General features: G+C 72.9%; 18 protein-coding genes. 9 read left to right on the top strand and 9 right to left on the bottom strand.

Going from position 1 to position 24,856, the window contains the following annotated elements; all coding sequences use genetic code 11:
• The first annotated feature begins 23 nt into the window (after positions 1-23).
• Complete coding sequence (locus tag ACFUPX_RS38540) at positions 24-1,586, top strand: multicopper oxidase family protein (RefSeq protein ID WP_383333359.1); 1,563 nt, start codon at positions 24-26, stop codon at positions 1,584-1,586.
• 73 nt (positions 1,587-1,659) lie between these two features.
• Here the strand turns inward: ACFUPX_RS38540 and asnB are convergent, their stop codons facing one another.
• The 4 genes from asnB to ACFUPX_RS38520 form a co-directional block, all read right to left on the bottom strand.
• Entirely contained in the window at positions 1,660-3,510 is a 1,851-nt protein-coding gene (gene asnB / locus ACFUPX_RS38535; RefSeq protein WP_383333357.1) for an asparagine synthase (glutamine-hydrolyzing), read from the bottom strand.
• Between the two features lie 39 nt (positions 3,511-3,549).
• Positions 3,550-5,184 carry an FAD-dependent oxidoreductase gene (locus ACFUPX_RS38530; RefSeq protein ID WP_383333355.1) on the bottom strand — a complete coding sequence of 545 codons (1,635 nt, stop codon included), beginning with the start codon at positions 5,182-5,184 and terminating at the stop codon, positions 3,550-3,552.
• 31 nt (positions 5,185-5,215) lie between these two features.
• The gene (locus ACFUPX_RS38525; protein ID WP_383333353.1) at positions 5,216-6,139 is read right to left on the bottom strand and encodes a PfkB family carbohydrate kinase; all 924 of its coding nucleotides are present in this window, start codon (positions 6,137-6,139) and stop codon (positions 5,216-5,218) included.
• A gap of 211 nt (positions 6,140-6,350) precedes the next feature.
• Positions 6,351-8,123, bottom strand: a complete 1,773-nt coding sequence (locus ACFUPX_RS38520; protein ID WP_383333351.1) for an MFS transporter — start codon at positions 8,121-8,123, stop codon at positions 6,351-6,353.
• Between the two features lie 232 nt (positions 8,124-8,355).
• On the opposite strand from ACFUPX_RS38520, the gene ACFUPX_RS38515 reads away from it, so the two are divergent.
• Together ACFUPX_RS38515 and ACFUPX_RS38510 are read left to right on the top strand one after the other, a co-directional pair.
• Positions 8,356-9,051: an N-acyl homoserine lactonase family protein gene (locus tag ACFUPX_RS38515; RefSeq protein WP_383333350.1), complete on the top strand. Its 696-nt coding sequence runs from the start codon at positions 8,356-8,358 to the stop codon at positions 9,049-9,051.
• Positions 9,052-9,072: 21 nt separating this feature from the next.
• On the top strand, positions 9,073-9,399 hold the full coding sequence (locus ACFUPX_RS38510; RefSeq protein ID WP_383333348.1) for an antibiotic biosynthesis monooxygenase family protein: 327 nt from the start codon (positions 9,073-9,075) through the stop codon (positions 9,397-9,399).
• An 88-nt stretch (positions 9,400-9,487) separates the two neighbouring features.
• Here the strand turns inward: ACFUPX_RS38510 and ACFUPX_RS38505 are convergent, their stop codons facing one another.
• From ACFUPX_RS38505 to ACFUPX_RS38485, 5 genes are read right to left on the bottom strand one after another with little or no spacing between them, the layout of a single operon-like run.
• Positions 9,488-9,895, bottom strand: coding sequence for a cupin domain-containing protein (locus tag ACFUPX_RS38505; protein WP_383333347.1), 408 nt, complete (start codon positions 9,893-9,895; stop codon positions 9,488-9,490).
• Entirely contained in the window at positions 9,892-11,586 is a 1,695-nt protein-coding gene (locus ACFUPX_RS38500) for an AMP-binding protein (protein WP_383333345.1), read from the bottom strand. Before ACFUPX_RS38500 ends, ACFUPX_RS38505 begins: the two co-directional genes overlap by 4 nt.
• Positions 11,587-11,597: 11 nt before the next feature.
• A complete protein-coding gene (locus tag ACFUPX_RS38495; RefSeq protein ID WP_383333343.1) occupies positions 11,598-14,903 on the bottom strand; it encodes an FAD/NAD(P)-binding protein in 3,306 nt (1,101 codons plus the stop codon).
• Positions 14,900-15,415, bottom strand: coding sequence for a cobalamin B12-binding domain-containing protein (locus ACFUPX_RS38490; RefSeq protein WP_383333341.1), 516 nt, complete (start codon positions 15,413-15,415; stop codon positions 14,900-14,902). The genes ACFUPX_RS38495 and ACFUPX_RS38490 overlap by 4 nt, the downstream gene beginning before the upstream one ends.
• 48 nt (positions 15,416-15,463) lie before the next feature.
• Positions 15,464-16,414, bottom strand: coding sequence for a hypothetical protein (locus ACFUPX_RS38485; RefSeq protein WP_383333340.1), 951 nt, complete (start codon positions 16,412-16,414; stop codon positions 15,464-15,466).
• 280 nt (positions 16,415-16,694) lie between these two features.
• On the opposite strand from ACFUPX_RS38485, the gene ACFUPX_RS38480 reads away from it, so the two are divergent.
• The 6 genes from ACFUPX_RS38480 (at position 16,695) to ACFUPX_RS38455 (ending at position 24,833) form a co-directional block, all read left to right on the top strand.
• Complete coding sequence (locus tag ACFUPX_RS38480) at positions 16,695-17,471, top strand: SDR family NAD(P)-dependent oxidoreductase (RefSeq protein WP_383333338.1); 777 nt, start codon at positions 16,695-16,697, stop codon at positions 17,469-17,471.
• A 90-nt stretch (positions 17,472-17,561) separates the two neighbouring features.
• On the top strand, positions 17,562-19,016 hold the full coding sequence (locus tag ACFUPX_RS38475) for a multicopper oxidase domain-containing protein (RefSeq protein ID WP_383333336.1): 1,455 nt from the start codon (positions 17,562-17,564) through the stop codon (positions 19,014-19,016).
• A gap of 1 nt (position 19,017) precedes the next feature.
• The gene (locus tag ACFUPX_RS38470) at positions 19,018-20,229 is read left to right on the top strand and encodes a cytochrome P450 (protein WP_383333334.1); all 1,212 of its coding nucleotides are present in this window, start codon (positions 19,018-19,020) and stop codon (positions 20,227-20,229) included.
• 499 nt (positions 20,230-20,728) lie between these two features.
• A complete protein-coding gene (locus tag ACFUPX_RS38465; protein ID WP_383333332.1) occupies positions 20,729-22,087 on the top strand; it encodes a TolB family protein in 1,359 nt (452 codons plus the stop codon).
• A gap of 44 nt (positions 22,088-22,131) precedes the next feature.
• On the top strand, positions 22,132-23,040 hold the full coding sequence (locus ACFUPX_RS38460) for a hypothetical protein (RefSeq protein ID WP_383333330.1): 909 nt from the start codon (positions 22,132-22,134) through the stop codon (positions 23,038-23,040).
• Positions 23,040-24,833 carry a hypothetical protein gene (locus ACFUPX_RS38455; protein WP_383333328.1) on the top strand — a complete coding sequence of 598 codons (1,794 nt, stop codon included), beginning with the start codon at positions 23,040-23,042 and terminating at the stop codon, positions 24,831-24,833. Before ACFUPX_RS38460 ends, ACFUPX_RS38455 begins: the two co-directional genes overlap by 1 nt.
• Positions 24,834-24,856: the final 23 nt, after the last annotated feature.

The raw sequence follows: 24,856 nt of genomic DNA, 5'->3' as shown, positions 1-24,856 counted from the left end.
GGCCCGTCCGGAGGAACCCAACCATGACACCAGCCCGTCCAGGCCGCCGCCGATTCCTCAAGATCGCGGGTGTCACGGTGGTCGTGGCGGGGGGCGGCTGGGGGGCCAACTTCCTCTCGGTCTACTCCGGCCACCAGATGAGCAACGTGGGCAGCCTCAAGTTCCGCAACCGGCTGCGCGTCCCCGAGCTGCTGGACCCCAAGCCCTCGGGGGACGGCCGCAAGCAGTACACGCTCGAGCTCGCGGAGGGCACCAGCGAACTGCTGTCGGGAAAGAAGACCAAGACCTGGGGCGCCAACGGCAGTTACCTGGCGCCGACCATCCGGGCCCGCCGCGGCGACAAGGTCTCCATGGCCGTGCACAACAACCTCCCCGACGCCACCACCCTCCACTGGCACGGCATGCACCTCCCGGCGGCCATGGACGGCGGCCCGCACCAGATGATCGAGCGCGGCGGCACCTGGAAGCCGCAGTGGACCGTGCACCAGCCGGCCTGCACCCTCTGGTACCACCCGCATCCGCACGGCTCGACCGCCGACCACGTCTACCGCGGCATCGCCGGAATGATCATCCTGGACGACGAGCACTCCACCGGGGCGCCGCTGCCCTCCCAGTACGGCGTCGACGACCTCCCGCTGGTCATCCAGGACAAGAACTTCCACGACGACGGGTCCCTCGACTTCAGCGAGAGCTCCTTTCGCGACACCATCGCCGGGATGGACAGCCTGGGCATCCTCGGGGACACCATCCTGGTCAACGGCACCTACGACCCCTACGTGCCCGTCACCACCACCCGGGTGCGCCTGCGGCTGCTCAACGGCTCCAACGCCCGCGTCTACCGGCTGGGTTTCCCCGACGACCGCACCTTCCACCTCGTCGCCGCCGAGAACGGGCTGCTGCCCCGGCCCCGGCCCATGGCCCGCCTGCAGATCGGCCCCGGCGAACGCGCCGAGATCGTCGTCCAGTTCGAGCCGGGCGAGGAGGCCGTGCTGCGCAGCTTCCCGCCCGGCCTGGGCATCGGCTTTCCCACCGACCGCTTCCACGGCGGCGACGACTCCTTCGACATCGTCGCGCTGCGCGCCGCCAAGACCCTGCGCCCCTCCCCGGCGCTGCCCACCCGCTTCGCCGGCGCCCCCGCCCCGATCAAGGTGCCAGACGATGCGAAGGTACGCACCTTCCACTTCGTGGGGACGCAGATCAACGGCAAGTCGATGGACATCAACCGGGTCGACGAGGTCGTGCCCGCGGGGGCCACCGAGATCTGGGAGATCGACCGGGGCGACGGGACGCTGCACTCCTTCCATGTGCACGGCGCGACCTTCAACGTCCTGGACGTGGGCGGCGACGAACCGCCCCAGGAAGCGCGCGGCCCCAAGGACACCGTCTATCTGCCGGAGTCCGGCAAGGTCAGACTGGCGGTCCGGTTCGACACCCTGAGCGACGAGCGGGTGCCCTACATGTACCACTGCCACGTGCTGCGCCACGAGGACGAGGGGATGATGGGCCAGTTCCTGGTCGTCGCGCCGGACGCGGTGGACAGCGCCCCCCGGACCATCGGGGGCTCGCACGGCGGCGGCCACCACTGAACCGGCGCCCGCCGCCAACGACGTGCGCCGGGCCCGGGGGACAGACCCCCGGGCCCGGCGCGTTGCACGGGCCTCACAGGGCCAGCCGCACCCCGTACCTGCGCAGCCAGGTGTTCAGCTGGATCGGCAGCTCGACATTGGCCCGCCGGGCCCACCGGTTCAGCCCCTCGGGGTCCTTGAGCGCGGCCCGCGCGGCCGGCACGTCCAGCAGCGGCAGGACCGGCGCCTGGGAGTCGTCCAGCAGCGCGTGCATCTCGGTGCGCAGCGCCGCCTCGTAGCCCGGATCGAGGGTGACCGGGTACGGCGTCTTGCGGCGCTCGATCACGCTCTGGGGCAGCAGGTCGCGCACCGCGGCACGCAGCAGGCTCTTCTCCTGGCCGTCGAAGTTCTGCATGTCCCAGGGCAGGTTGTAGGCGTACTTGACCAGCCGGTGATCGCAGTACGGCATCCGCACCTCCAGGCCGACGGCCTTGAACAGCCGCTCGGTGTGCCCGTTCTGGTTCTCCATGAAGTTGGTCAGGTGCACCCAGCACAGCTCCCGCATGTGCTTCTCGTGCTCGGACATGCCGGGCAGGTGCGGGGCCTCGGACACCGACTCGCGATAGCGCCGCGCCGCGTACTCCAGCGGGGCCAGCTCCTTCAGCAGCCCCGGGGCGAAGAGCCCGCAGCCCAGCCCCGCGGCGTCGTCGCGGACCACGCCGCGGGCGACCCACGGGAAGGTCTCCATGGTCGACTCCACCGGGTCGCGGTTCCAGGCGACCCCGTGGAAGAGCGAGTCGGCGGCCTCACCGGTGAGGACGACCTTGGCGTGCTCGCCGACGGCCCGCGCCAGGAGGTACAGCGAGGTGTTCATGTCACCCAGCGGGGTGGGGTAGTCCTTGGCGCGCAGCACGGCCAGGCGGGCGATGGGATCGCTCAGGTCGGCGGGGTCCAGGACCACCGTGGTGTGGTCGGTGTCCAGGTGGCGCACCACGTCGGCCGCGAAGGGGGCATCGGGCGAGTTGCGGGTGTCGGTCGCCTTGAAGTTCTCCGCGTGCTGGGCGAAGTCGACGGTGAAGGTCCTCACCCGCTCGCCGGACTTGCGCAGTTCACGGTCGGCCAGGCCCACCACACCGCTGGAGTCCAGGCCGCCGGAGAGCAGCGAGCCCAGCGGCGCCTCGGTGCGCAGGTTGCGGCTGATGCTCTCCTCGAGCAGCCCGCGGATCGTCGCGACGGTCGTGTCGAGGTCGTCCGTGTGCTCGGCCGCCTCCACCGACCACCAGCGGGTCTTGACCGTGTGCCCGGCCTTCACCAGCAGGTGGTGGCCCGCGCGCAGCCGGTGCATGCCCAGGAACGGCGCCACGTGCGGCGTACCGGAGTAGGTGAAGATCTCCTGCAGTCCCTCGGCGTCCACCGCGGGATCGACCTGCGGATGCGCGAGGATCGCCTTCGCCTCGGAGCCGAACACCAGCCCGGTGGCGGTGGGGTAGTAGAAGAGCGGCTCCACGCCAAGACGGTCGCGGACCAGGAACAGCTCCTGCTTCCTGGCGTCCCAGACGACACCGGCGAAGGTCCCCTCCAGCCGGTGCACGGCCTCGGCGCCCCACTCCAGATAGGCGAAGAGGAGGATCTCGGTGTCGCCGGCCGACCTGAACCGGTGGCCGCGGGAGACGAGTTCGGCCCGCAGCTCCTGGTGGTTGAGGATCGAGCCGCTGTGCGCGGCCACCGCGATGGTGCGGCCGTCGTGCTCCAGGGCCACCGGCTGATGTCCGCCGGCGAGGTCGAAGACCGCCAGCCGGCGGTGGCCCAGGGCGGCCCGCCGGCTGACCCAGATCCCTTCCCCGTCGGGTCCGCGCTGGGCCATGGCAGCCGTCATGGCCAGGACGGTGCTGCGCTCCCGGGTGAGGTCCCGTTCGAAGTCCACCCAGCCGGTTATTCCAGACATCTTCTCTCCATCGTTACGGGGGTGAGCAGGCGTGGTGAACTAGCGGGCCAGCACGGTGGCCAGGGCGTGAGCCAGCACGGCGTCGGGGGCCTCGTGCGCGTCGGGCGCCCGCCAGGCCACCACGCCGTCGGGCCGGACCAGGACCGCACCGCGCGCGGTGACACCAAAGGTGTCGGACCACTGCCCGGAGGGGTCCGCGGGCCCTTCGGGCGAGCCGATCCGCACGACGTCCAGGGTGGTGCCCAAGCGCCGGGCGGCGGCCCTGCCCGCCGTGGCCCAGTCCGTGGCACCGGGGCCGGTGAGCAGCACCATGGAGCGGTTGAACAGGTCGAGGGTCGACAGCCGCTGCCCCTCGTGCTCCAGGACCATGTGCGGTGCGCGGGTGCCCGGGGCGCCGCCGGGGGCCGGGTTCCACACCCCGTCGGGCAGCGCGGGCTCCTGGGGGCCTGCCAGCACGGCGTCGGAGCGGTACTGCCCGCCGAACCAGATCGCGGTGTCCTGGACGATGGCGGGGTTGGCCGGAGCCGGTTCCTTGTCGGCCAGCCGCGGCCGGTCCTTGGAGCGGAGCACGGCCTGTTCCACGATGGAGGCGCCGATGGGCCTGCGCTCGGCGTCGTAGCTGTCCAGCAGCCCGGCGCCCGCCTCGCCGCGCAGCACCGAGGCCAGCTTCCAGGCCAGGTTGTGCGCGTCCTGGACCCCGGTGTTGGAGCCGAACGCCCCGCTGGGCGGCATGACATGGGCGGCATCGCCGATCAGGAACACCCGCCCGCGGCGGTAGGCCGAGGCCGAACGCCCCGCCGCCTCCCAGGGCATGGCGCCCAGCACCTTCACCGCGAGCTGCGGAACCCCGGCCGCCGCCCGCACCAGCTCCTGGCAGCGCTCGTCGGTGAACGAGGCGGCGTCCTCGGCCGCCGGGTCGAAGGTGACGTGCAGCAGCCAGCGCCGCGCGTTGTCCAGGGGCATCAGCGCACCGCGCACGGTGTCGTTGAACGTGTACATCATGATGAAACGGCGCTCGCCCAGCTCCTCGGCGAGATCGGCCTCGAAGTGCACGTTGAGGAAGTTGCCGGTGGTTCCCGGACCGTCGAAGCCGATGCCCAGCTGCGTGCGCAGCGCACTTGAGGGGCCGTCGGCGGCGATGAGGTAGTCGGCGTGCACGGTCGTGTGCTGGCCTGTGTCGCGGTCCCGGAGCACGGCGATCACCCCGCGCTCCTGGTCCTGCTGCCGGAAGGAGACGAGCTCGGTGCCGTAGCGGAAGCCGGCGCCGAGCTCCTGCGCGCGCTCGCGGATGACCGGTTCGAACTCGTCCTGGTGGCACAGGCACCAACCGGTCGGCGACAGGGCGCTCAGGTCGGTCTTGACGTCCATGAAGTACGCCTCGTGCAGCGCGCCCATCTGGTGCCCGGTGAGGGACTGGCCGGCGTACACACCGCTGTTGTGGGCCAGGGCCCGCGCCGAGGCGGTCGCCCTGACCCTGGCTTCGATGCCCGCCGAGCGCATCAGCTCCATCGCGCGGGGGTTGATGCCCCGTGCCCGGGGGTGGGGCGACATGCCGCGGTGGCGCTCCACGACGAGGCTGGGCACGTCGTGCTGTGCCAGGAACAGGGCGACCGACAGGCCGGCCAGTCCGGCCCCCACCACCAACACGGGCGTGTGCTGTTGTTTGCTGGACACACCAATCCTCTCTCTGCGCGTAGCTTGCTGCTCAGCGTGCGGGCCGCGGGTCGTAGCTCGATCGAGGCAGGCTGGAAGCCCGTGCGACGCGCGCCGCAGGTGTGCGGGCCGGGTGCGCGAGGTGCTCCAGGCGGGGCACGATCTGCCGCACCGCGCCGGCCCCGTAGGCGCAGACCAGCCGGTCGGCCAGCTCGGGCCCGTGCAGCGCGTACTGCCGGGTGCCGGCGCTCTCCAGGGCGAGGGAGGCGAGCGCGCTGCCCAGCCTGGCCGCGTCCACCGGGCCCAGGCCCCACGCCAGGGCGGCCAGAAACCCGGCCCTGAAGGCGTCCCCGGCGCCGGCGGGCTCCGCCGCTGCGCGCGCGGGCACGGCCGCCACGTCGCGGGGCAGCCGGTTGGCCGAGACGATGCGCGAGCCTCGGGCGCCGTACGTGGTGACCCAGGTGCCCACCCGGCCAAGGACCTGCTGCTCGGTCCAGCCGCTGCGCTCCTGGATGAGCACGGACTGGTGCGCGTTGGTGAACAGCACCCGCGGCCCCGCCAGCAGCGCCCGCACCTGATCCCGCCCGAGGCGGGCCAACTGCCCCGCGGGGGCGGCCACGAAGGGGATCTGGAGCTTGGCACACTGACGGGCGCGGCGGGCCATCGCCTCGGGGGCGTCCGCGGACACCACGACCAGGTCCAGGGGGCCGCTTCGCTCCTGCACCTGCCGCAGGTCGCCGGCCTGCCGGTCGCACAGGTCACTTCCGGCCGACCCGATCAGCAGGGGCGCCAGACCCAAAGAGCCGAGCCCGAAGGCGATGTTGGCCGCCCGCCCGCCGGAGTGGATCCTTGGCTGGTCCGCGCTCAGGGAGAGCGAGAGCTTGTCCAGGCACTCCGCGATGAACTGCTCCGCGAAGCTGCGGCCACAGGGCGTCAGCTGGTCGGCGTCGATGGAGCCCGTCACTGCAATGCGCATGTCTACTCCCGTATCTGGTGAGGGATCAGATCCCGGCCGCGTCCCGCAGCGACAGGCCGCGGCCGACGAGAAGGTGATCGCGGTCACAGTGGGCCGGGCGGCTTGCGTCCCGCTCGACAACGCCTCCAGCGGGGCCGGCCGCCACGCGAAGCGCCGTCGCGCGGACGGCGGGTCCACGCGACGGCGCCGGGGCGACGGCGGCGCGTCCCGCTCAGCCGGCGGGGGCTTCCTGCGCGCCGGCGCCGGCCCTCTCCTCCTGGCCCGCCCCGTCCGCCTGGCCCGCCTCGTCCCGCTCGGTCGCGCGGGCCTTCTTGGGCAGGGCGAAGGTCAGGAAGAACCCCAGGACGATGATCCCCACCTCGTACCAGAGGACCTTCGCGGTGGCATCGGCGAAGCCGTTCTTGCGCGCCTGCTCGCCGGCGTCGGCGAGCGCCTTGCCGACCGGCCCGCTCTGCGCCGGTGAGACGGTGCCGGGAGGAACGAGCGCCCTGCACAGGGCGGGCGCTTCCCTCTCGTCGGTGTTCTTGCCGCTCTCCTTGGCGCAGGCGCGGAAGTTCGTCACGATCTGTTCGCGCCCGGGCGAGGCGACGCCCACCTTCGCCAGCTCCGAGCGGAGCGCCGGCAGGGCGTCGTCCGTCGCGGGTCCGGCCTGTCCGGCGAGCAGGTTGAAGAACAGCACCCCGATGACCGCGACGCCGGCCGCGGCGCCCAGCTGGTCGGCGGTGCTCAGCAGGCCGGAGCCGGAACCGGCGTGTTCGACCGGGACGCCGCCCAGGACGATGTCGACCACCGGCGAGATGACGAAGCCCAGGCCCAGGCCCAGCACGGTCAGCGCGGGCGCCAGGTCCCAGCCGGCGAGGCCGCCGCCGTAGTGGTGCACGGTCCAGATCAGACCGGTCATGCCCACCCCCATGACCACCATGCCGACGCTCAGCACCTTGCGCCCCATCTTGATGGCGAGCACCGCGGAGAACGAGGACGTGATCATGGCGCCGAAGGAGAACGGAATGGTGGCCAGGCCCGCCGCGAGCGGCGAGAATCCCAGGCCGACCTGCAGATAGAGGGTGAAGGGGAAGAACAGCCCCGAGATGATCGCGAAGAAGCTCAGCATCACCAGGAGCCCGGCCACAAAGGACCGCTCCTTGAAGAGGCTGGGCTCCACGAGCGCCGATCCGTCCCGGGCCGCCTTCTTCCTCTCGTACAGCGCGAAGACCACGAACAGCGGCACCGAGCAGGCCATCGCGATGAACGTCCACGCCGGCCAGCCCGACTCCGGGCCCTGCACCAGCGGGTAGAGCAGCGCCAGCAACGCCAGGGTGATCAGCGCGACGCCCACCAGGTCCAGGCGCTGGACGCGCGGCGACCTGGACTCGCGTACGTATGCGGCGACGCCGATCAGCGCGACGATCCCGACCGGAACGTTCACCAGGAAGATCGGACGCCACGACCAGCCGAAGAGGTCCGCGTCGACCAGGATGCCGCCCAGCACCGGGCCGAGCATCGCCGCCACCCCCGACAGCGCCCCGAACATGCCGAAGACCGCGGCCCGTTCCTTGGGCGGGAAGGTGACCTGGAGCAGGGACAGGCCCTGGGTCATGACCACCGCGCCGCCCAGACCCTGCAGCACACGCGAGGCGATGAGCATCTCGATGCTCTGTGCCACCCCACACAGCAGCGAGGCCAGGACGAAGAAGCCGATGCCCAGCGTGATCATCCGTTTGCGACCCAGCATGTCGCCCACCCGGCCCACGGTGACCAGACTGAGCGCGAAGGTGAGCGTGTACGAGGCGGCCACCCACTGCAGGGCCGCCTTGCTGGCCGCGAGCTCGCTCTGCATGACCGGCAGGGCCACGTTCACGATCGTGGTGTCGATCAGGTCCAGGGCGATGGCCACCAGGATCACGGCGGCCGCCCGCCACCGGCGGGGATCGGGCTGCTGCGCCGCCTCCCCCGTGGCCGGTGTCCTGTCTGCTGCCTGCGTCACGGGATCTCCCTTGTGGCACGGATGGCGGTCTTCGGCGGCTCTTGGCCGGGCGCGCACAGATCCGCTCGTGGCCGGGATCGTGTCCGCGCCCGATCGGGCCCCGCTCGAGCCCGGGTCGAGGACCCGGCCGCCCGCACCCGGTCCGGCGCCCTCGATCGGGACTTGAGCGGCAGCGCCGATGATGACCGCCGCGGCGACGGCACGGGCCGCCGCCCGGAGGGGAGCATGAGGGATGAGGCTGTATCTTCTGCGGCTGGGCACCATAGCCGGGCTCGAGGCACCGGTGCCGGGCTATCTGATCCGTACGGACGACGGCCGCAACGTCCTGATCGACACGGGCGCCCCCGCCGACCCCTCGCCCCAGGCGAGGATCCGGGTGGACGAGGGACAGGACGTGGTCGCCCAGCTCGCGGCGCTCGGGGTGCGCCCGCAGGAGATCGACACGGTGGTCTGCTCCCACCTCGATCCCGACCACAGCGGGTACCACGCGGCCTTCCCCGGCGCCGAGTTCGTCATCCAGCGCGCCCACTACGAGCTGGCGCTCGCGGGCACGGTGCCCCGCCTCGAAGCGGCCAGGAAGCTGTGGGACGTGCCCGGGCTCACCTACCGGCTGATCGAGGGCGACAGCGAACTGCTGCCCGGCATCGAGCTGGTGGAATCCAGCGGGCACATCGGCGGGCACCAGTCCGTGCTGGTACGGCTGGCGAACTCCGGGCCGGTGCTGCTGGCCGTCGACGCCATCCCGATGGCCGCCGCCCTGGACCCCGACGAGCGGCCGGTCTTCCCCTTCGACCTCGACGAGAAGGACGTGCGCGAGAGCACCCGCAAGCTGGTCGCACTGGCCCGCGACGAGGGCGCCCTGATCGTCCACGGGCACGACGCCAAGCAGTGGGCGGGCCTGCGCGTGGCCCCCGCCTACTACGACTGAGAACGGGAAGGGAGCACCACCATGAGCAGCGAGCGCATCCGCGTGGTCATCTACCTCCGTGCCCCCCACGCAGGCATAGAGCAGCTGGAGAAGACCTACCGCGAGATCAGCTGGGTACGCGGCGACGCCCGGGGATCCGCCATCCAAGGGCTGATCCGCAGCGAGCTGCTGCGGGACGTGGACCGCGAGGGCGAGTACGTACTGCACGGCGAGTGGGAGAGCCTGGAGGCCTACCGCACCTGGCAGTTCGGCCCCGACCACGCGGGCAACCCCTCGGCGCTGCGGGACTACCAGGACCGCTCCAGGGGCCGGCACTACGCCGTCTACGCCATCGCGTCGGGGGACTGACAACGGACTGACAACCCCCGCCTGCGGGATCACGCGGAGCGCCGCCGGACCCGGGTCCGGCGGCGCTCCGCGCTCTGCGGCAGACGGCTCACCGCACCGGTTCGGCGGGCTCCACCGGGGACTCCCACACCACCAGCATCAGCGCGCCCTTCTCGGTGCGCGGGGCGTGCACACTGCCCGGCGCAAGGACCAGCATCGAATGCGCCGGGTGCACGCCGTCCTCGGTGATCAGCTCGCCCTCAAGGACCTGGATGATCTCGTAGCCGGTGTGCCGGTGCGGGGCGGCGGCGGCCCCCGGGTGGTAGCGCACCAGCGAGGCCGCCGGGCCGCCGGGGCCGGTCTGGCCGGTGGTGTAGAGCGGGAACACCTCCACCCCCACCCGCCCGTCGGCGGTCAGCGGCGTGAACGTGAGCTGGCGCTCCAGCTCCCGCGGCCGGTCGAGCCCCTCGATGATCAGGGGGGCGCTCCGGGTCTGCTCGGTCGGCTGGCTCGTCATGCCGGCAACTCCTCGTCTGTGTAGGGCAATGTGCTGCGTATCCGCTCGCGTACCTCGCGGCGGCGCACCTTTCCCGAGGCCGTCCGGGGCAGTTCGGCAAGGAACTCGACCTGGGTGGGGCGGCCCACGGGTGACAGCGTCCTGGCGCAGTGGGCCAGCAGCTCGGCGGCCAGTGCGGGGCCCGCCGTGCGGCCGGGGGCCACGACCACCACGGCGAGCGGCAGCAGCCCCGCGATCGCGTCCGCCACCGGGACGACGGCCAGGTCGGCGACGGCCGGATGGCTGCGCAGCGCCGCCTCCGCCTCGTAGGGGGAGACCCGGTGGCCGTAGGACTTGAACACGTCGTCGCGGCGGCCCAGTACCTGGAACCAGCCGTCGGGGGAGCGCTGCGCGAGGTCCCCGGTCGCATACCAGCCGCGCCCCAGGGCCTGTTGGGTGCGTTCGGGATCGTCCAGGTAGCCCGCCATCACTCCGAGGGGCCGCTCGCCCTCGAGCTCCACGCAGATCTCCCCGCTGTCACCCGGCTCCCCGGTGTGCGGGTCGCGCAGGCTGATCCGGTAGCCGGGCAGCGCGGTGCCCAGCAGTCCGGGCCGGGGCTCGGTGCCCGGCGTGGTGCCGATCAGCGCGGTCGTCTCGGTCTGCCCGTAGCCGTCCCGCACGCGCACGCCCCAGCGGTCGAGCACCTCCGTGGCCAGCCCCGCGGCCAGGGGCTCGCCGGCGCTGGTCGCCTCCCGCAACGCCGGCCGGGCCGAGCCGAGATGGGGCCGCAGCTGCTGCCACACACTGGGCGGCGCGCAGAAGCTGGTCGCGCCCTGGTCCCGCAGGGTCCGGGGGATCGCGGCCGCGTCGAGCGGCCCGTGCGGCAGTGCGACGACGGTGGCCTCGGCGTTCCAGGGGACGAAGAAGCTGGACCAGGAGTGCTTGGCCCACCCCGGCGAGGAGACATTGACGTGCAGGTCACCGGGGAGCAGCCCGTTCCAGTAGAGGCCGGACAGATGCCCGACCGGGTAACTGGTGTGGGTGTGCGCCACGAGCTTGGGCTCTGAGGTGGTGCCCGAGGTGAAGTAGCAAAACGCCACGTCGTCGGCGGGGGTGGGCCGGTCGGGGACGAACCGGGCCCCCTCCCGGTCGCTGTCGCGGTAGTCGCTCCAGCCGGGCACGTCGCCGGGCACGGCGATCCGCACCCCCGGCACGTCCGTGCCCGCGAACGCCTCCACCGCGTCCGCCCGGCACACCAGATGGCGGATGCGCCCCCGTTGTACCCGGTCCGCGGCCTGCGCCGCCGTCAGATCCGGGTGGCAGGGCACCACGACCGCGCCGGTCTTCAGCGCGGCCAGCAGCACCTCCCACAGTTCCTGCTGTGTGCCGAGCACCACCATCAGCCGGTCCCCGCGCGCCACACCCAGCCGGGTCAGCCACACCGCGAGCGCGTCCGAGCGCAGCGACAGCTCCTGGTAGCTGATGTTGTGCGCGCCGCCCGCACGGTCGAGCAGCCGCAGCGCGGGCGCGCTGTTCCCGGCCGCCACCACGTCGAACCACTCCAGCGCCCAGTTGAAATGGGCCGGGCGCGGCCAGCGGAACTCCGCCACGGCCGCCCCAAGGTCGCCCCGGTGGCGCAGCAGCAGGTCGCGCGCGGCCCGGAAGGCCTCGGAGGCGGCGGTGTACCGGGCCGCACGGTATGCGTCGTCCATCGGCGCACCGCTCATCGGCCCTCGCCTCCCCGCTCGGCGTCCAGCAGGGTGCGCCAGCGCTCACCGAGCACGAGACCACCGAGCCGCACACCGCGCTCGGCCCCGGCCAGGGCGTCCTGGGCGATCGCGTCGGCGTCGGCGGCGAACTCGCCCCGCACCCCGGGCCGCCCGCTGCCCACCTGGGTGAACCAGCGCGTGAACTCGCTGGGGATGCCCAGGACGTACAGGCCGGTCTCGGCCCGGCCGTCGGCGCCCACCGGGTGGTAGGGCGAGGCGGTGACGTCGACGCCGCCGGTGGCGAACTCGGTGCCGTCGGGGCCCCGGTTGACGTAGGCCGTGAGCAGTCCGGCCTCACGCAGCCCGGCGGACAGGCCGGTGTGCGTGCGCCGCAGGTCCGGCTCGGGTATCCGGGCATCGACGACCGAGTCCAGGAGCTTGCGGCTGCCGGCGACGTGCGGGGACTCCACGAAGAACCGTCCGGCGTCCGGGGCGGCGCCGAAGCGGGCACCGGGGCCGATGATGTGCAGCACGCCGGCCTCCATCAGGGCCAGTACCTGGCGCACCCGGACCGCGGGCGGTCCGGTGGTCAGCCGGGATGCCAGGGGGACGAAGTCGCGCAGGAAGTCCTCCCGGTGGGAGTCGGGGGTGAGCCCGGAGAAGTCCACGGCGCTACGGATCACCCCGCGCACGTCGCGGATGGTGTCCAGGCACGCCTTGACCGGCCCGTCCTCGTTGCCTTCGGCCGCCAGGCGCAGGTCCTGGTGGAGGAAGGCGGTCAGCGCCTGCCGGAACTCCCCGGCGCCGGCGAAGGTCCGCCCGCGGAAGGGCAGGGCCCAGGCCTCCAGGTCGAGCGGCTCCAGGTTCTCCAGACCGCACCTGGCCGCCACCTGGGCCACGGCCTGCTGGGGCGCGGCGCCTGTTGCTGGCGTCTGACGTGCCGCCTCGGTGGCCCGGCCCAGGAACCGTGCGGCGATGTCGGGACCGTAGGCGCGGCGCAACTCGGCGGCGCAGCGCACCAGTTCCACCTCGGCCAGCAGCCAGGGCAGCACATCGCGGCGGAAGTCGAGCCTGCCCTTGCGCCGGGCCTCGCGCATCCGCTCGTGGGTGAAGAGCCGCGGCCGGTAGGAGTGCCCGGGGGCCTTTTGGTTCAGGCCCCGGGCGAACAGCGGGGCACCGCTGCGGGACCCCGCGGTGATCACCGGTTCCCGGCCGCTCGGCAGATAGACCAGCTCGCCCGCCAGGCCTTCGGTGAACCTTCCGCCGCGTCCCACCGTGAGGGCGGCGGTCACGTCGTAGAAGGAGAGACCCAGCCCAAGGACGCCGACGTCCGAGCCCGCCGGGATGCTCTCCAGCGGCATGTCGATCGCCGAGTCGCCCCGTACGTAGCGCAGATGCGGGCGCCGCTGCGCGAAGTCGGCCAGGGCCTGCTGGTCGGGCCGCAGGCCGGGCAGCGGATGACCGGTCGTCAGCACCACCCGGTCGGCCCGCAGATGGCGGCCGTCGTCCAGGCTGAGCAGGAACTGGCCGTCGGCCTCCTTGGCGAGCGTCTGGACGTGGATGCCCGCGAAGCGGTGCAGGCGCAGCACCTCGGGGGGCAGGGTCTGCGCGATCCGGTCCAGGGCATGGCTCAGGTACTGCCCGTAGAGGGCGCGCGGCGCACAGACGCCGGGATCCGCGGCCACCGGGTCCACCGTCCGCCACCACTCGTACAGGGAGGGGCCCGCGCCCGCCCGCTCCGGGCCGGCGTCGGGCGGTCCGGAGAAGATGGTGACCTCGCCGGCCACGGTGTTCATCAGCGACCACCGGGGCTGGTCGGTGCGCCAGATCCGCCCGGGACCCACCTGGGCCGCGTCCACCGCGTACACCTCCAGGGGACGGTCGGCGGGCCGCTCGGCGAGCCGCGCCACCAGCCGTTCCAGCACGGAGGTGCCGCGCGGCCCGGTGCCCACCAGGGCGATGCGGTAGGGCGCCGGGGGCAGTTCCGGGGGCGGCTCGTGCGGCTGTTCCTCCCAGTCCGATGCCGGGGCGGCGTCCAGCGCCAGCAGATCGTGCCGGTCGGCGGTGTAGCGCAGCATCTGCAGCAGCCGCCCGGAGGTGACCTTGCCTGCCGCGGAAAGGCGGCTGGAGGGGGGAAGCGGCAGGCGGCCCGTCTTGGTCCAGCAGAGCCGTCCCTCGCCGTCGATGCCGGCCTGGGTCAGCCCCCGGTTGTCCTCGTGCAGGCAAAAGGGCACGTCGAGCACGCCCGACCGGAACGCCCTGATGAGCGCGGTGCCCACGTCGTCGTGGTGGTCGAGGGTGGCCTCGATCAGTGCCCGTGCCTCGCTGAGTACCTCGCCGGGGTCGACCTCGCGGGCCCAGGGCACCTGGCTCTCACCGCGGGCCTGCGCCGCCAGGCGGGCGGCGGAGCGCAGGGCGGCGACGTTCTCCGTGACCGTGGGCAGCCTGATGGCCTCCACCGGTGTCTTCACGATCAGCCGCTGGGCACCGCCCCGAACGGCGAGCTCCGCGCTGCGGTCCATCAGGAGCTGGGCGCCCTGGGGGCTGCCGGGGAAGACCCCCATGTAGGCGTAGAGCACGATGTGGTGGTCGATCCCGGCGGGCAGCCACTCGTCGGCGAGCAGCCGCAGCGCGGCGAGCGCCTCGACGTCCTGCCGGGCATCGGTCTGCTGCGCATAGCTGAACGAGACGCTCTCCACGCCCTGTTGGGCGAAGAACAGCCCCTCGAGCAGGCTCACCGCGATGAGCATGGAGGGCGGGCACAGCTGCCCCATCAGGCAGCCGCCGAAGGTCTCCAGGTGGGCCCGCAGCTTGCGGCTGCGGGTGAGCGCGGCGAACTCGGCGCTGCTCTCCCGCCAGTTGGCGACCGACTCGGCCAGCGGTGTCCGGCCGTAGGGCAGGCAGTAGGAGACCGGGCCGCCCTCGCTCGCGGTGAGCCCCGCCTCTGCCATCGTGCGGAAGATGGCCAGGGGGATGGCGGATCCGTGCCGGACCTGGACGGGCCGCCCGGCGGCGGCCGAGGCGACCTCGGCGGCGACGTCCGGGCCGTGCACCACGATCGGGAATCCGTTCAGCTTGCTGCCCGAGGCCAGCGCGGCGCGTGCGTGGTCGTGCTCGCCGACCCGGGTGTAGGCGTCCAGGGTGATGGTGCCGACGGTGCGGTGCGGGACGGCGCCCACGGCGCGCAGCCCTGCCGCCATCGTGTCCGGTTCGGCCATCCCCATCCGGGGCTGGACCACCAGTTCGTTCGCGGCGGCGGCCCGGCGCACATAGGTGCCCAGGTCGGCGGAGAGGGGCGCCGGCAGATTCGACTCGGTCATGCCTGGCGGCCCTCTGCGGTGCGGTGCGCCCGGGGGAGCGCCTCGGAGGCCTCGGGTGCGGCGGACAGGGCCGCCGTGCGCGCTGCGGGCAGAGCGGCGATCAGGCGGCCGAAGACGGCGGTGTCGGCGGTGTCGGAGAAGACCGCGTCGAATCCCGCCTCGATGAGCGACGCGGCCGCCGCGTCACTGGTCTCCCCGATGGTCCCCAGCTTGCCCCCGATGATCACGGGGATGTCCCGGGCCACGGGATCGGCGCGCAGCTTACGGACCGCGCGGGCGCCGTCGAGCTCTCCGTGTCCGTTCACGGTGCTGATGACGACCGCGTCGGGACGGACCCTGCGCGCCGATTCGATCAGCAGCTGGTCCGGTACGCAGGGCCCGAGATTGACGACTTCGTGGCCCGATTCCTCCAGGAGAAGCTGCAGGAAGACCAGATTCCAGGTGTGGGCGTCCGAGGAGATGGTCGACAGCAGGATGCGCCGCCGTCCGTCTCGTTGAGCCACTGTCCTCATACCGTGTTCAACTCTCTCTCGTAAGGACCAGGGCGGCATGGGGAAGGGTCAGCGCAGGGTGACCAGTTGCCACATGCCCTCGAACGCGCGCTTGGTCAAGGTGGTGCGGTTGCTGATGAAGCTGGTCATCAGGTAGCGGCCGGGCTGCAGGCACAGCGAGAGGACCGCGGATGCGCCGGGGGAGAGCGGGGTGAGTCCGGCGGGCAGGCCCGTGAAGGGGAACAGCGCCGGCTCCTTGCCCTGGCGCAGCGCCTCCATGCAGGCCGTGACGGTCTCGGTGGTGGCCTCGGCGGTCGCCTTGTAGAGCATCACTTCGTTCAGCTGCGCGGAGTGGTTGACGATCTGGAAGGTGCCCTTGGCGGGGAGCACCGGCGCGGTCAGGAAGCGGCCGTTGGGGCCGTCGTCGTAGGGGGCGATGACCTGCGTGGGGGCCCATGGCTGGACGGGCCGGTGCTCGGGCGGCCCGACCCGCAGTTCGCGCGTCCCGATCTCGGGGCGGGCGGGGTCGACCGTCGTGTAGTTGATCAGGTGGTAGGTGCCGGGGGCGAGGATCCACGACACGCCGACGGTGCCGCTGGCCGCGGTGACCGCCACACCGCCGAAGTAGTGGGCCTCGGAGTCGATCTGCGCGAGCGCGGCCCGGCGCGCCGCGGGGTCCGTGGCGGTCGCCGCCGTCTTGTAGTGGCCCAGGAAGGTGTCCAGGGCGGTGTCGGGGCGCAGCCGGATGAGGCCCAGCGGCTGCTGCTTGGGCTCGGTGGTGGAGGCCGAGAGGGTGACGGGCCCCGCCGGCACCGTCCGCGTGCTCAGTTCGATGCCCGTCGCGGAGGCGACGGCCTGGATGACCGCTCCGGCGGGGTGGCGCCGCTGGCGGGGTGTCGCCGATGCCGTGGCCGTGGGGACCAGGACGGCCGCTGCCGTCAGCGCGGCCAGCATCCCGCGGCGCGCGAGAGGGCCGTTGCCAACGGTCGAGGGGTCCGGGCGGCTTGGGGTCGCGTGCATGACGGGTTCCTCCTCAGTCCCGGAAGCGAAGACCGGGACGGTGCACCGCACCGCGGGCGGTGCGAATTGGATTGATCCGAGGCTCGGCATGCTCCGCAGGGCGACTCAAGAATGGCTGCAGTGTGTATCGAAGGCCCGGGCAACCGCGGGTGGCGGCCGCCCTGCACGGCGGGCCCGCCCGCCGTGCGACAGGCACTGCAGGGGCACTCGAGTGGCGGTGGGCACGCTGCTGGGGGCCGGTGAGTCTCCGGCCCCGTGCCCGAGCAGGAGGCCCCTTTTCATGACCATCCCCACCGCTGTCATCACCGGCTCCAGCAGCGGGATCGGAGCCGCCACCGCGCGCAGGCTCGCCGCGCAGGGCTACCGCGTGGTGCTCACCGGGCGCCGCAAGGACCGCCTGGAGGCGCTCGCCGAAGAGCTGACCGGGCAGGGGCACGAGGCGCTGGCCCACCCCCTGGACGTCACGGACCGGGCCCAGGTGGAGGCTTTCGCGGCCGCGGCCGGCGCGGTCGACGTCCTGGTCAACAACGCCGGCGGGGCGATCGGCACGGAGAGCGTCGCCGAGGGCGATCCCGCCGACTGGGCGGCCATGTTCGAGGTGAACGTGCTCGGTGTCCTGCACGTCACCCAGGCGCTGTTGCCCGCCCTGCGGGCCTCGGGCAACGGCACGGTCGTCGTGCTCTCCTCCACCGCGGGGCACGCGACGTACGAGGGCGGCGGCGGCTACGCGGCGGCCAAGCACGGTGCGCACGCGCTCACCGCCACCTTGCGCCTGGAGCTGTGCGGGCAGCCGGTGCGCGTGATCGAGATCGCGCCGGGCCTGGTGCGGACCGAGGAGTTCGCGCTCAACCGCTTCCGCGGCGACGGGCGCAAGGCGGCCCGGGTGTACGAGGGCGTGGCCGAGCCGCTCACCGCGGACGACATCGCCGACACGGTGGCCTGGGCCGTGACCCGCCCCGCGCACGTCAACGTCGATCTGCTGGTGGTACGGCCCCGGGCCCAGGCGGCGCAGCACAAGATTCACCGGACTCCGTCACCGGCTGCACCGACGCTCTAGCGATCACCGAGCGCACTGGGGGTGAATGCGGCGTACAGACATGCAGGGGGAGACAGGCGGCGGCTTCGGCGGCCGGGCGGAGGAGACACGGTGCTGACGCGCAGACAGATATTCAAGGCGGGAGCCGCCACGGGACTTCTTGCGGTCGGATCCGGCGCCGCGATCGCTCTCGGTACGACGGGGACGGCGTCCAAGGCGGTCGCGGCCGAACAGAAGTTCCGTGTGCCGCTGCGCGTGCCCCGCGCGCTGCGCCCGGTCCGCACCAAGGGCCGTCCCATCGCCGGGATCACGGACTACGACTACTACCGGCTGACGACGCGCGAGGTGGAGACGACCATCCTGCCCGGCACCACCACCACGATGCGCACCTTCAACGGGGAGCTGACGCCCGTCATCCGGGCCACCCGGGGGCGCCCGGTCGTCATCCAGCAGGTCAACGAGCTGGATGTGCCCTTCTCCATGCATCTGCACGGCGGACACGTGCCGGCCCGGTACGACGGCCACCCCCACGACGAGAACGCGCCGGGCACGAGCCGGGCGTTCCTCTACCCCAACACGCAGCGGGCGTCGACGATGTGGATCCACGACCACTCGCACGAGGCGCACGCCGAGAACATCTACCGGGGTGTGGCCGCCGGCTATCTGCTGAGCGACGAGTTCGAGGAGCGCCTGCCCCTTCCCAAGGGCAAGTACGACGTCCCGCTGTACCTGCGCGACGCCAAGCTCGCGGCCGACGGAACACTGGTCTACAACCTGGAAGACTTCATGGACCGGCCGACCGTCCTGGTCAACGGCGCCCCGCGCCCGTTCTTCGAGGTCGCGGCCCGCAAGTACCGCTTCCGGCTGACCAACACCGCCAACGAGCGGGCCTTCTTGCTGCAACTGGGGGAGGAGGGCCACGAGATGACGCACATCGCCTCCGACGGCGGTCTGCTGCCGGCCCCGGTCACGACCAAGACGGTGGAGGTCTGGCCCGCCGAGCGCCAGGAAGTCGTGATCGACTTCTCGCGCTTCCCGGTCGGCTCGAAGATCGTGCTGCGCAACCTGATCGCCTTCCCCGGTGAGGCCCCCGAGGTCATGCGCTTCGACGTGGTGCGCACCGCCGAGGACCCGAGCCGGGTTCCCGATGTGCTGCGCCCCGTCCCCGACCTGGGCAAGGCCACCGTGGAGCGCAGCTTCGTCATGTCCTTCGACCCGGCCACGGGCCACCACCTCATCAACAACAAGCATTTCGACATCGACCGGGTGGACCTGCGGCCCAAGATCGGTGACACGGAGATCTGGACGATCGAGAACACGGACACCAAGTTCGGCATCCCGCACTCCCTCCACACGCACCTCGAGCACTTCCTGGTGGTGGACCGGGACGGCCAGACGCCCGCGCCGAGCGAGGCCGGGCTGAAGGACACCATCACGGTGATGCCGGGCAAGAAGGCCCGGGTGAAGATCAAGTTCACCGACTACACCGGCAGGTTCATGTACCACTGCCACCTGATGGGCCACCTGACCATGGGCATGATGGGGCAGATGGAAGTGGAGAACTGACATGGCGGACGACACCGACGGTGAACTGCGCTTCCCCTTCCAGCCCGATCAGCTCTTCGACCCGCCGCAGGAGTTCGCCGCGCTGCGGGAGAGCGACCCGGTGGCCCGGGTGCGGCTGCCGACCGGGTACCAGGCCTGGCTGGTCACCCGGTACGACGACGTGCGCACGGTCCTCTCCGACCAGCGCCTGAGCCGGGCGGCCACCACGCGGGAGGGCGCCGTGCGGCTGGGCCCGGCCAGGCCCGAGCCCGACTCGCTCATGGCGATGGACCCGCCCGACCACACCCGGCTGCGCCGGCTGCTGGTGCCCGCCTTCTCCAGCCGGCGCATCGAGCGGCTCAAGCCGAGGATCGCCCGGACGGCCGAGGCACTGCTCGACGTGATGCAGGAGACGGGCCCGCCCGCGGACCTCGTCACCCACCTGTCCATGCCGCTGCCCATCATCACCATCTGTGAACTGCTGGGCGTGCCGACGGCCGACCAGGACTCCTTCCGCGCCTGGACGGACGCGGCCCTGACCCTGGAGCCCGGGGCGGGCGAGGCGGTGGCCGGGGCCAGGGAGCGGCTCGCGGACTATCTGCGGGACCTGGTCGCCGAGAAGGCGCGCCGGCCGCCCCAGGACCCCGACTCCGCCGATCTGCTCTCCGCGCTCATCTCGGCCAGGGACGACGACCGGCTCAGCGCCGCCGAACTGGTCACTGTCGCGGGAACGTTGATCACCGCCGGGTACCACACGGTGGCGCACTCCCTGGCCAACTCGGTGCTCGCACTGCTGCGCCACCCCGAACAGCTGCAACCGCTGCGCGGTGGCGAGCAGTTCCCGGCCGAGGCCGTGGACGAGCTGCTGCGCTGGACGCCGGGGCCGGTGAGCGGCGGCACCATCCGGATCGCGACCGAGGAGTTCAAGATCGGCTCCACGGTCGTGTGTCCGGGGGACGGCGTCATCCCCTCCACGGCCTCGGCCAACCGGGACGCCGCCGTGTTCCCCGAGCCCGACCGGCTCGATCTGGGCCGCACGGCCAACCGGCACATCGCGTTCGGCCCCGGCATCCACCACTGCCTGGGCGCGCCCCTGGCCCGGGCCGAGCTCCAGGTGGCGCTCACCGCGCTGCTGCGGCGCTTTCCCGCGCTGAGGCTGGCCGTCGCCGAGGGCGAAGTGGTCTGGGGCAAAGGAATGATCAGGGGAGTCAGCTCGCTTCCCGTCGCCTGGTGACCACCGGCCCGGCCGCCGCCCGCGCCGCCGCCCGGACCGGCAACGTCCGGACCGGCAACGTGCGGGCGGGCAACGTGCGGGCGGGCAACGGCCGGTGGAGACGACGGCGCCCCGGCGCCGGCCGCCAAGGCCGCGGGCCCGCCCGACGATGAGCCCGGCCCGCTGCCTCCTCTGCAGTACGGCGGTGACCGGCGAGGTGCCCACGGCGGTGCTCCCGCCGAGCCGGCCCGAGCCGGCCCGCGGCGGGCCGTTGCCGCGCCGCGCTCCGGGCCGCCTGGTGGCCCGGCCGCCGGCGGCGTTCTGCGCCGCCTCCTGAACCACAGCCATCCGGGTTCTTCGTTCCCCCGCGGACCCGGGTGGCTGTGCCCTGTCCGCCTCCCGCACGCAGCGCAGCGCTGCTCCGGCGCGGTGTCAAGGTCCTCTCGAGCACCTCCCGAGCCGCCGGTGTGAATCTCTGCCGCAACCGACGGCCACGTGGCTGCGGCACGAGGAGGCTTGAATGACCAAGGAACGAGCGGGGCGCGCACGAGCCACGCGCGGAGCGCTGCTGGGTTCCGCGCTGGCGCTCGTCGCGGCCACCGCCGCGCCCGCGCCCGCCGCGGAGAAGACCGACAAGGCCGCCGCGTCGGCCGAGGAGACCCTGCTGGTCAGTGTGGGCCGGGGCGGTGAACCGGCCAACGGCCCCAGTGAGCGGGCCTCGATCAGCGGTGACGGCCGCCTGGTCGTCTTCGCGTCGCACGCCAGCAACCTGGTGAGCGGGGACCGCAACGACTGCAGCGACGTCTTCCTGCGCGATCTCGGCAAGGCCAGGACGACCCGTGTCAACACCGGCATCCACGGCGCCGAGTCCAACGGCTGCACCAGCATCGACCCGATCATCTCCCACGACGGGCGCTACGTCGTCTATGCGGCCGACTCGACCAACCTGGCCCCCGGGGCGCGTGGCGGCAAGTCCCAGATCTTCCGGGCCGACCTGCGGACCGGCAAGAGCGTCCTGGTCTCCCGGGACAAGGACGGCAAGGAGGGCGACAACGACAGCATGCGGCCCACCGTCAGCGCGGACGGCCGCTACGTCGCCTTCACCACCGCGGCCACCAACATCCTGGGCGGCGACACGCCTGACACCTGGGACAGCGTGGTGCGCGACATGCAGAGCGGAACCGTGGTGCGCACGAGCAGGAGCTCCGACGGCACCCCGGGCAACGCGGCCACCGACGGCACGCAGATCAGCGCCGACGGCCGCTTCCTCACCCTCTTCTCCAACGCCACCAACCTGGTGGAAGGGGACACCAACGGCAAGGTCGACGAGTTCCTGCACGACGTGCGCACCGGCCGCACCACCCGGCTGAGCGTCAATGCCGCGGGCGTCGAGTCCGACCAGATCACCATCGGCGGCACCATCAGCGACGACAACCGCTACGTGGTGCTCAACTCGCACGCCACCAACCTGACCGCGGACAGCCCCTCCACCGGGCAGAACCACGCCTACCTGCAGGATCTCCAGGAAGGCACGCTGCGTCTGCTCGACAAGGGGGCCGACGGCGTGCCCGCGCCCGGCGGCACGTTCTGGGCCAGCATCAGCGGCGACTCCAAGCACGTACCGATGTCGTCCGCGGGACCCAACCTGGTTCCCGGCGACACCAACAAGGTGCGCGACATCTTCGTCGCCGACCTGCCCGAGGGCGGCCTGCGCCGGATCAGCGTGGGCAACGAGGGCCAGGAGGCCGACGCGGCCAGCTACTTCCCCGAATCCGACTTCAGCGCGCGCTCCGTCGTCTTCGCCTCCTACGCGACCAACCTGGTCGCCGGTGACACCAACAAGCAGCCCGACATCTTCGTCCGGCGCCCGCAGTCGTGACCCCGACCCACCCCCGTACACCGTCGACACAGAAAGGACCCACCATGGGGATCGCCATCCGCAGGCGCTCGGCCTCGTTCGCCGGCGTGGCCGCGCTGCTCCTGGCCGGAGTCGCCCTCGGAGTGACCCAGGGCGCTTCGGACTCCCAGGCCGCCGAGAGCGCCACACCGGGAACCGTCGTGCACAAGGAGGACGCGCACGGCGAGGTCCGGGTCGCGGACCCGTCCGTACGCGACAAGCGCCGGCTCGTCGATGCGGCGGCCAAGGAGCGCACGGAGCGTCAGAAGGCCGCCCCCTCCCAGGAGCCCGCACCCGGTACGGCAGCCGACACCACCGGCGCCACCGGCGGCGGCACCGGTGAGACGACGGGCGGTGCGGGCGAGACGACGGGCGGCACGGGCGGCGACAGCGGCACGGGCGGCGACAGCGGCGGGGGCGGGGACAGCGGCGGCCACGGCGACCAGTCCGGCTTCCCGACCCGTGACCAGTGGCTGGAGTCCTCCAAGTCGAGCCGGGTCTCGCCCGCGGGCGGCGCCCCCGGGCAGATCTCCGCGGCCGGGTCCAGCTTCGTCAAGGTCCCGTTCATGGAGTACTACGCCATCTTCACCGACACCAAGTCCGATGTGGCCTGGCTCGGTACCCGACCGTTTGATGCGGACAGCATCAAGCACACCGACACGTGGCGCATCGGCTCGGTCGGCGCTCCGTTCTTCGTGGTCGGGGCCCCGGAGGGCGCCGCGGTCAAGAGCACCGGCAGCTCGGCCGAGGCGAGCTGGAGCACCGAGGTGGAGCGCAACTGGTACAGCCAGCACTCCTACGACCAGGTCGCGTTCTACCCGCCCAACGAGGCCGACTACTCCAACGTGTTCCGGATCAGCCACTCGGTGTCCGGGACCTTCCAGTTCGGCTCGTCCTTCTTCACCGTGACGAGCCAGGACAGGGCCTACAGCTGATGGGCACACATGCCCCGGGCCCGCACCGCTTGCGCAAGGCAGCGGTGCGGGCCTGCTGCGTCGCGCTGCTCGTGGCCGTCACGGGCTGCGGTTTTGGCGGACCCGCCGAAGTGCGGGACGCCGATGCGGGCGCCGGTGCGGGTACGGGTGCGGGTGCGCCGCGCGTCGACGCGCGGCAGCTGCTCCTCGACTCCTGGGTGAGCGACGGCAAGCGCGGCTACTTCGTGGACGGCGCCCGGTCCACAGCGGCGTCGCCCTTCTCGCTGTACGAGACGACCTGGCGGCTGCGCACAGCCAAGCTCGCGGGCTCGCGCGGCGTGCACGTCCAACCGGACCGGATGCGGCCGTGGGCCTCCGCGGCGGAGCAGGGCCTGCTGGAGTCCTCGGGCCTTCCCGCCATCGCCCAGATCGACTTCGCCGTCGAGGCCCAGCTCGCCGCGGGCGGCAGCCCCGGCCGGGCCCGGGTGGCCCGCGCCCTGGAGGGGCTGCGCAGCGGCGACGGCTACCGCACGGCGGGCACGGCCAAGGCGGCCGACCCGGGCAGCACCGCTGTGGCCGTGCGGGTGCTGGCCCGGCTGGGGCTGCCCGTGCCCGCACCGGTGCGCACCCGGGCGGCGGATCGGCTGGCCTCCCTGACCCCGGCCGGCGTCACCCGGGACCCGGGCGCCGCGATCTCGCTCCTGCAGACCGCCGGCGCCCTGGGCCTTGCCCCGCCCCCGCGGACGGCGGCGCTCGCCGCGGCCGCCCAGCGCGCCCTGGCCCGGCGCGGCATGGACGCCGTCAGGCTCGCCTCGGAGGACGCGCTGCGCACGGCGGCGGGTCAACTCGGCGTTCAGCTCCCGGCGTTCGACCCGGCCTCCTGCGCTGCGGCGGTGCGGCCCGACGGCGGTGTGGCACTGCCCGGCGGCACGGCCGGCGATCCGCAGGCCACCTATCTGGCCCTGCGCCTTGGCTGCGCGGGTGCCAAGGCGCCCGCGCCCGGAGCGCACTCCCGCATGGGCTGGCCGGGGAAGGAGGCGCGGCAGGGCGCGCTGGGCTCCTCGGCCGCCGCGATGGCGGTCGCCGGGCGCACCGGGTACACCGAGCCTTTCGCGGCGCAGCTGGCCAGCCAGCTGCGCGAGGTCTGGCTGCCGGCGGCCTCGCGCCGCAAGGCCCCCTACGACACCGGGCAGCTGGCGGGCCGGGTGAACCTGCGCCAGCTCGCCCGGACGCTGGGCGCCCCCCTGGTCCGCACGGTCGACGCCAGGCTGCCCGCGCTGAGGGCGGCCTCGATCCCCGCCGGTGACGAGGCCCGGCTGCTGCTGAGCGCCCTGGACCTGGGGGCGTCGGCCCGGGGCCGGGACCGGCTGTGCGCGCCGGATTCGGTGCTGCGTACCGTCAAGTCCCCTTCAGCTGAAAGCAGTTCGGGCAACGGCAGTTCGGGCAAAGGCAGTTCGGGGAAGAACGGTTCGCTGACCCGGGCCGTGCGCCTCGCGGCCGTCGCCGGGACGTGCGGCGACGCGCGGCTGCGGCAGCGGGCGGTGCGGGAGTCGGGGGCCTTGCGGGTCGGTGAGGGCGTGTACTCCAGCGGCAGGGGCGCCTCGTTCGAGTCCTCGGTGGCCGGGGTGTGGATCACGCGTCCGGGCACGGACGCCGAGGCGGCCTGGCGGCGGGCGGGGCTCTGCGCGGGTGACCGCTGCGCGGAGAGCGGGGAGCAGCTGGAAGTGGCCGACCACACCCCGCTGCGCACGCTCGCGGTGCTGCTGGCCGTCCGGGCGGGGGCGTACGACGAGCTCTTCCCGATCGCCTTCTGAGTGCACGTCAAAGCGCCCCGGGC

It is taken from the genome of Streptomyces sp. NPDC057302, assembly GCF_042667685.1.
In the GTDB taxonomy this organism is placed as follows: domain Bacteria; phylum Actinomycetota; class Actinomycetes; order Streptomycetales; family Streptomycetaceae; genus Streptomyces.
Note: the sequence above shows the minus strand (reverse complement) of the source record. Positions and strands in the feature narration are given on the sequence as shown.